Genomic DNA, 6275 nt, shown 5'->3' with positions numbered 1-6275 from the left:
ACAAGCATCCAAATAAAAAGCCTCCGATGAAACCGGAGGCTGTTGTAACCCCATCGCAGATGGGGGTCCCGTTTGGACGCCGATCACCCCATGTGCGGGGTCCTTATTCCATGCCGAAACACAGTTCGGCATGCTCGAGAGCGGCGACCTCAATTCCGAGATGTCGGAAAAGCTGACCGAGGTCCTGCAGAAGCTGCTCGACCTTTCCAACGACCGGCCGAACGAGACCTACAAGGGGTCCGTCTCGCTGAAGCTCAACCTCGCCGTGAAGAACGGCATGGTCGAGATCAACGCGGAAATCCCGCCGCCCAAGCTGCCCAAGCTGCCGCGCAAGACCACGGTCTACTGGGTGGTCGAGGGCGGCCGCCTGTCCACCGAGCATCCCCAGCAGCACGACATGTTCGGCGGTCCGCGCGAGATCGACCACATGCGCAGCTGACCTTTTCACCCCCAAACAGAGGACCTGTTTCATGACCAAGCCAACCATCGAAAGTGCCGCCGGCGAACTCGTCGCCAGTTCTCTCCTGCCTGCCGGCGTCGATCTCGCCAGCATCACCGAACTGTCGGACAAGGCCGGATCGGGCCTTGTCGTCCTGTCGCTGGAAGAGGCCATCGCCGGCGTGCCGAAGACCATTCCGGTGTTCGTCAATCGCCAGGACGGCAGGGTCGAAAGCGTCGCCCCGCTCTTCGAGCCCTACCGGTTCGCACCGAAGGCCAAGACCGGCACGGCCAACGTCACGACGCTCGAGAGCTTCGTCGAGCTGACCGACCGGCACAAGACCGAAGACAGTGTCATCTTTGCCGACACCGACTGGCAGGACCCCTCGCTGACCGCCGTCATCGACTATCACCAGGCGGTTTCGGGCGGCGATGCCGACAACGGCAAGCACAGGATCCACTACGCCTTTCCGCGCTCCGAGGAATGGAAGGCCTGGGCCAGCATCCACAACAAGCCGCTGGACCAGTCCGCATTCGCCGAGTTCATCGAGGACCATATCGCCGACCTCGCCGCGCCCGACACGATGGAGGCGGAAGACTTCCAGGAGAAGTTCGGCTTCAAGGTCGCCTATCCGAACGAGCTCGTCGCGCTTTCCCGCGGCCTCGCCGTGCACACCGAGACGCGGGTGAAAAGCAACCTCGTGCTGCAATCCGGCGAGGGCGAGATCACCTGGGACGAGGAACACAAGGACGCCGCCGGCAACAAGCTGAAGGTGCCGGGCATGTTCATCCTGCAGATCCCCGCCTTCCACATGGGCGCGCCGCTGCGCATCCCCGTGCGGCTGCGCTACCGCGTCAAGGCCGGCGCGGTCGTCTGGACCGTGCTGCTCTACCGCCCGGACGTCTTCATCACCCAGGAAGTCCTGCGCGACCTCGAGCAGGCCGCCCGCCGGACCGAGTTGCCGGCGTTCGTCGGCACGCCGGAAATGTCGGCCTGATCACACAAACCATGAGGCGGGCACTGTCCCGCCTCGCAATCCCGGAGGTCGCATGTTCACCACCAGCAAATCCGCCCTGGGCGCAGCCCTGACCTTTGCCCGCGAGGCGGTCGAGAAGCGCAACACGATCCCGATTCTTGCGAACGTCGCGATCGAGGCCAGTCCCGAACCGGGCAAGCTGTCGGCGCGCGCGACCGACCTCGACGTGGAGATCGCCGTGAGCTTCGCAGCCGAGATCGGACCCGACTTCAGGCCCTTCACCGTTCCGGCCGGCACGCTCTTCGACATCGTCCGCAAACTCGCCGACAAGGCGGAGATCGCCGTCGCGGCCGCCGGCACGGAGGCCGATCTTTCGGCCATCACCGTCCAGTCGGAACGCGCCCGCTTTCGCCTGCCGGTGCTGCCGGTGAGCGACTTCCCCGACCTGAAGCCCGGCGACATGCCGTTCTCGATCGAGATCAAGCCGGCAGCGCTTGCGGCCGCCCTCGGCGCCGTCCGCTTCGCGGTTTCGACCGAGGAGACCCGGTTCTATCTGAACGGTGTCTTCATGCACCCCTGCGAGGCGGGCGTTCTGCTGGTCGCCACCGACGGCCACCGGCTGGCCAAGCGGCTTCTGCGCACCGACGCGCCCACCGCCGGGCTGTCGCCCGTCATCGTGCCGCGCAAGACGGTCGATATCCTCGGCAAGATCCTGCCGAAGGAAGGAACGATCACGCTGAGCGCCTCGGACGCCAAGATCCGCATCGCCGCCGACGGCCTCGAACTGACGTCGAAGCTGATCGACGGGACATTTCCGGACTATGTGCGCGTCATCCCGACGGCGCATAGCCAGCGCGCGGAGATCGACAGCAAGGCTCTGTCGGAAGCGATCGACCGCGTCACCACCATCAGCACGGAACGCGGTCGCGCCGTCCGCTTCACCTTTGGCGACGGACGCCTGCTGCTGACATCCAACAATCCGGATGCCGGCGAGGCCGAGGACGAGGTGCCGGCCGATGGCGAGGCGCAGATCGTGATCGGCTTCAACGGCCGCTACGTGCACGACGCGATCGGCAACCTGCCCGAAGGCCGGCTTGCCATCACGCTCCAGGACGCAGCCTCCCCCGCGATCCTGCGCGCCGTCGACTCCGACCCGGAAGACCTGGTCGTCATGATGCCGCTGCGGGTGGCGTGACATGGATCATGTTTTTTTCTGCGCCGCCTGGATCATTCTCGCCTGGGCGTGGTGCTGCCCCGAAAACGTCGGTCGCTGGCTCGCGAAGATCGATGCCGCCCGCCGCATGGAGGACAAGCCATGAAACCGACAGAGACGATGATCGAGACGGCATGCGCGGTCTATTGGGGCGACCACTGGAACGTGTTCAACGCCACGAAAGCCACCATCCGCGAGACAATGGCCAAGGCCCTTTCGGCCGCGCTGGAGGTAGAGGCGGGGGTGGCGCCAGATGAGGCAATCGCCCTGATCTGGAAGTCAGCGATGACCGTAGCCACCAACATCATCATAGCCCGCCAAAACGACTTGAATGATGACGATGGTCCGATGGAGGTACTGAACGAGCAAGGCGCGTGCATCGCGGCGCTGAAGAAGTGGCTGGATGTTGACGAAGTCTACCTAGACGAACTCCGTCGCATACTATCCTCCCCCTCCACCCCCGCATCGTCAGCGGTGGAGGGGGAGGCTGTGGCGTGGTGGTACAAAGACAGCACCGGATGTTTCCATATGTCGATGGATATGGGCCTCGGCCTGGTCCACGCTCGCGAGACCGGACACAAGCTGAACTATCTCTACTCCCATCCCGCCCCCACGCCTGCCGGGGAGTGGCGCACCATGGACAGCGCGCCGAGAGACAGCGCACCCGTCGACCTCTGGGTCGAAAGGACGAACGTCCCCGATGGCGATCCCACCGGCCCGGTACGCTGGCCGGACTGCCGCTGGGACGCCTTCGCAAAGGTCTGGGTCAACCAGCAAGGCCGCTCTCCCCGCGACTACGTAGCCACCATGACGCCGACGCATTGGATGCGCACCGCTGCCCCCACGCCACGGACGGAGGACCGCTGATGCCCCCGATAGAGAACGCCTCCACCCACCCCCTGCCCGCCCTTGCCTTTTCCGTCCGCCAGCCGTGGACCTGGGCCATCGTCCACGCCGGCAAGCCGGTCGAAAACCGCGACTGGAAACCCGGCAATCCGGGCCTGCGCTTTCGCGGGCGTGTCTGCCTGCATGCCTCGGCCGGCATGACGAAGGCCGAATATCGCGACGCCCGGGACTTCATCGAGAGCCTCGGCATCAAGGTTCCCGCGTTCGAGGACCTGCAGCGCGGCGGCATCATCGGCGTCACCACAATCGTCGACGTAGTGAAGCGACACGACAGCCGCTGGTTCTTCGGCCCGGTCGGCCTCGTCCTGAAGGATACGCAGCCGGTGGCGTTCATCCCGGTCAAGGGCGCGCTCGGCTTCTTCGAGTGGCGCCAACGCGTCATGGAGCCTGCGGCACCGACATCCCCGCCACCGAGCCAGGGGAGCCTGCTGTGAGCGATCACCCCTATATCTATCGCTGGGACCGCCAGGGCCGCAAAGGTCAGCCTTGCGAGGTGCTCGCGCGCGGTACGATGAACAGCTGCCTCGTCCGTTTTTCTGACGGCTACCGCATGGTCACGAGCCGCAACGCTCTCGCTCGGCGCAAGCCGCTGCATGAGGACGCCCGGCGATGAACGGACCCGGCATTATCGACACGCTGGTCGCACTTGCCCACTGCCCTGTCTGTGGCGCTGCACGGTCCAGCCTCACCTATCACAGGCCTCAGGTGATCGGCGAAGCGCTGTTCTCCTGCGGCGCAGCCTTCGCCGTGGCCAACGCCGAAATCATCCCATCAACCCTATGCCCGGCGCCGTCGCACGTTGCGGCGCGCGTCCTGAATGCTTCCACCGGAGCCGAAGAATGATGACGACCAATCAAACCGGCGCAGAGGGTTTCTCGACCTCGTTTCTGCTGTTCGCCCAGTACGGCGGCAAGGCGGTGATTCCGGTCGAGGACGTCTGCCGCGATTACTTCAACCACCTGACGCCGGACAAGTTCCTGCGTAAGGTCGGCTCCGGCGAGATCGCGATCCCCGTCGTCCGGGCGGAAACGTCGCAGAAGTGCCAGAAGGGCATTCATCTCCACGACCTCGCGGCCTACCTCGACAAGCGGCGCGATGCGGCACTGAAGGAATTCAGGCAACTTCACCGCTGAAGTCGATAGATCGGCGGGATTCCTTTCCACAGATCCGTCCCGCCGCGATGAAGCACACCCGGGAACGCGCTTGGCTGTCCGGCAGATGGAAACTAGCCTAGTTGCCACAACTTGTTTTAAACACAATGTCCCCCTATACGGACGTTATCGGCATCGCTGATGAGCGCTGGAACGCGTCTGCCGCTCGCGAATGTCGCAATCGCAATCTGACTTTGACCACGGATGTACTGGCATTGGAAGAATAGCGATTGATGAGGAAGGTCGGTGCGTTTTCGCCCCGGCCTTTTTTGTTAAGGGCGTGCCGTTGTTCGCGTCTTGCAGCGCTGCTAGACTTCCTTTGATCGATGCTGCGAGAACCCCCTCGCCATCCCTCCTGGAGATGGCTATGGCGGCTTCTACGATACGATACGCGGTTCGCTGCGAGGCCGATCAGTCGTGGACGGTCTATGACGTTTTCACAGGCGATCCGGCGAAACCTTCGAGCTGGTATTTGGTGGACCTAACGTTTGACGAATCAACCACGTTCTGCGCCATCCTGAATGCCAAGGACCTGAACCGCAGGAGTAGGCTGGGGATATAGGTGGCGGTTGGTATCACCAGTTCATATTGTCCAGCACCACGAACATCATAAAGCAAAAAACTCCGCTGAGGGTCAGTACGGACAGCCACCACGTGATGTTGAGAGCATTTTTCATGCCTCAGCATGCGCGTGTATCGGTGGTAAGTCGAGGACTTTCGGTGGTGCGCCATATTTGAGCGTCGGTCCGCCCACCATCGGCCGATTGGTGCCGCCCTGCTCCCCCGGAGGTATCGGGCTTGCGCGGCAAAAACTATCTGAAATCTCGCACGTAGAGAGTCCGGCGGCCACGCGCATATACCTTGGTCGCCACGTCGAGAATCGTCCCTCGTGCCGCATCGAATGCCACCAGATAGTCAGAAGCAAGGACCTCCGAAGATTTTGGCTTTATGAGTGCGGCAGCCTCAATGAAGAATGGCACCTCGAACATGCCGTCGTAGCCCAGAAAGCGGACGGCGTTTCTCGCATCATCGTAGCTACGACTGCGGTTTGGAAACATCAGAGTCATGGATTTTGTCTTTCGCTAAGGGAAGCAGCCCGGTTGAAGGCAGTCGGACCGAAAACGATCGAAGTGGGGTCGGGGCGTGACCTCGACCATGCGGACGATAACGAAAGCGATCGCAGGCTGCCAATGAACGCGACGGGAGATGGTCTTTCCATCTCCATCAAGCATGACGCATTGCCCTAGCACGTACCCATTGCCAACTCGGCGTCGTTTCGAAGTGCGCTCGCAATCTCCTCCGCAGACACCTGCAGAAACTGACGGGTGCCCGCCTCGACAGAAATTGCGGGGATTTCAAGGTGGGTCGCCACGCGCCTGTAGGCCACATAACTGGCCCCGTCGATAAGCTCTTCATCCACGACGAGACGATAAGTTCCGGCTTGCAAAGGCACCACCAAGACGCTGAGCACAAAGGGATGTGCGAAAGTAATCTCACTGTTTGTCGTTCTCTCTATCATGTCCGGTATCCGCCGTTCTACTGCGATGAATTTTGCTCACTCATTGTCGCCGGATTTTGGTGATCTCCAGG

General features: G+C 62.6%; 11 protein-coding genes. 9 read left to right on the top strand and 2 right to left on the bottom strand.

Going from position 1 to position 6275, the window contains the following annotated elements; genetic code table 11:
* The first annotated feature begins 130 nt into the window (after positions 1-130).
* Genes LQK81_RS06115 through LQK81_RS06080 form a run of 9 tightly spaced genes read left to right on the top strand, consistent with a single transcriptional unit; the run spans position 131 to position 4667 of the window.
* A complete protein-coding gene (locus tag LQK81_RS06115; RefSeq protein ID WP_230804340.1) occupies positions 131-439 on the top strand; it encodes a hypothetical protein in 309 nt (102 codons plus the stop codon).
* 31 nt (positions 440-470) lie between these two features.
* Positions 471-1436, top strand: a complete 966-nt coding sequence (locus LQK81_RS06110) for a DUF2303 family protein (RefSeq protein WP_230804338.1) — start codon at positions 471-473, stop codon at positions 1434-1436.
* A gap of 52 nt (positions 1437-1488) precedes the next feature.
* Positions 1489-2610, top strand: a complete 1122-nt coding sequence (dnaN, locus tag LQK81_RS06105) for a DNA polymerase III subunit beta (RefSeq protein WP_230804337.1) — start codon at positions 1489-1491, stop codon at positions 2608-2610.
* A gap of 1 nt (position 2611) precedes the next feature.
* On the top strand, positions 2612-2734 hold the full coding sequence (locus LQK81_RS26220) for a hypothetical protein (RefSeq protein WP_269064653.1): 123 nt from the start codon (positions 2612-2614) through the stop codon (positions 2732-2734).
* Entirely contained in the window at positions 2731-3495 is a 765-nt protein-coding gene (locus LQK81_RS06100) for a hypothetical protein (RefSeq protein ID WP_230804336.1), read from the top strand. Before LQK81_RS26220 ends, LQK81_RS06100 begins: the two co-directional genes overlap by 4 nt.
* On the top strand, positions 3495-3968 hold the full coding sequence (locus LQK81_RS06095) for a hypothetical protein (protein WP_230804335.1): 474 nt from the start codon (positions 3495-3497) through the stop codon (positions 3966-3968). The genes LQK81_RS06100 and LQK81_RS06095 overlap by 1 nt, the downstream gene beginning before the upstream one ends.
* Complete coding sequence (locus LQK81_RS06090) at positions 3965-4147, top strand: hypothetical protein (RefSeq protein ID WP_230804334.1); 183 nt, start codon at positions 3965-3967, stop codon at positions 4145-4147. The genes LQK81_RS06095 and LQK81_RS06090 overlap by 4 nt, the downstream gene beginning before the upstream one ends.
* Positions 4144-4377, top strand: coding sequence for a hypothetical protein (locus LQK81_RS06085; protein ID WP_230804332.1), 234 nt, complete (start codon positions 4144-4146; stop codon positions 4375-4377). Before LQK81_RS06090 ends, LQK81_RS06085 begins: the two co-directional genes overlap by 4 nt.
* Complete coding sequence (locus LQK81_RS06080; RefSeq protein ID WP_230804330.1) at positions 4374-4667, top strand: pyocin activator PrtN family protein; 294 nt, start codon at positions 4374-4376, stop codon at positions 4665-4667. Before LQK81_RS06085 ends, LQK81_RS06080 begins: the two co-directional genes overlap by 4 nt.
* A gap of 830 nt (positions 4668-5497) precedes the next feature.
* On the opposite strand, the gene LQK81_RS06075 is transcribed toward LQK81_RS06080, so the two are convergent.
* Together LQK81_RS06075 and LQK81_RS06070 are read right to left on the bottom strand one after the other, a co-directional pair.
* Positions 5498-5752 carry a DUF1488 domain-containing protein gene (locus LQK81_RS06075; protein ID WP_230804328.1) on the bottom strand — a complete coding sequence of 85 codons (255 nt, stop codon included), beginning with the start codon at positions 5750-5752 and terminating at the stop codon, positions 5498-5500.
* Positions 5753-5928: 176 nt separating this feature from the next.
* A complete protein-coding gene (locus LQK81_RS06070; RefSeq protein WP_230804326.1) occupies positions 5929-6204 on the bottom strand; it encodes a hypothetical protein in 276 nt (91 codons plus the stop codon).
* Positions 6205-6275: the final 71 nt, after the last annotated feature.

Source organism: Rhizobium sp. GN54 (genome assembly GCF_021026345.1).
Classification (GTDB): Bacteria; Pseudomonadota; Alphaproteobacteria; order Rhizobiales; family Rhizobiaceae; genus Mycoplana.
This window is presented reverse-complemented; position numbering and strand designations above follow the sequence as displayed.

Coding starts and splice junctions, on each gene's coding strand:
- LQK81_RS06095 (WP_230804335.1), top strand. CDS start 3,495: ATGCCCCCGATAGAGAACGCCTCCACCCACCCCCTGCCCGCCCTTGCC.
- LQK81_RS06080 (WP_230804330.1), top strand. CDS start 4,374: ATGATGACGACCAATCAAACCGGCGCAGAGGGTTTCTCGACCTCGTTT.
- LQK81_RS06100 (WP_230804336.1), top strand. CDS start 2,731: ATGAAACCGACAGAGACGATGATCGAGACGGCATGCGCGGTCTATTGG.
- LQK81_RS06115 (WP_230804340.1), top strand. CDS start 131: ATGCTCGAGAGCGGCGACCTCAATTCCGAGATGTCGGAAAAGCTGACC.
- LQK81_RS06075 (WP_230804328.1), bottom strand. CDS start 5,752: ATGACTCTGATGTTTCCAAACCGCAGTCGTAGCTACGATGATGCGAGA.
- LQK81_RS26220 (WP_269064653.1), top strand. CDS start 2,612: ATGGATCATGTTTTTTTCTGCGCCGCCTGGATCATTCTCGCCTGGGCG.
- LQK81_RS06085 (WP_230804332.1), top strand. CDS start 4,144: ATGAACGGACCCGGCATTATCGACACGCTGGTCGCACTTGCCCACTGC.
- dnaN (WP_230804337.1), top strand. CDS start 1,489: ATGTTCACCACCAGCAAATCCGCCCTGGGCGCAGCCCTGACCTTTGCC.
- LQK81_RS06110 (WP_230804338.1), top strand. CDS start 471: ATGACCAAGCCAACCATCGAAAGTGCCGCCGGCGAACTCGTCGCCAGT.
- LQK81_RS06070 (WP_230804326.1), bottom strand. CDS start 6,204: ATGATAGAGAGAACGACAAACAGTGAGATTACTTTCGCACATCCCTTT.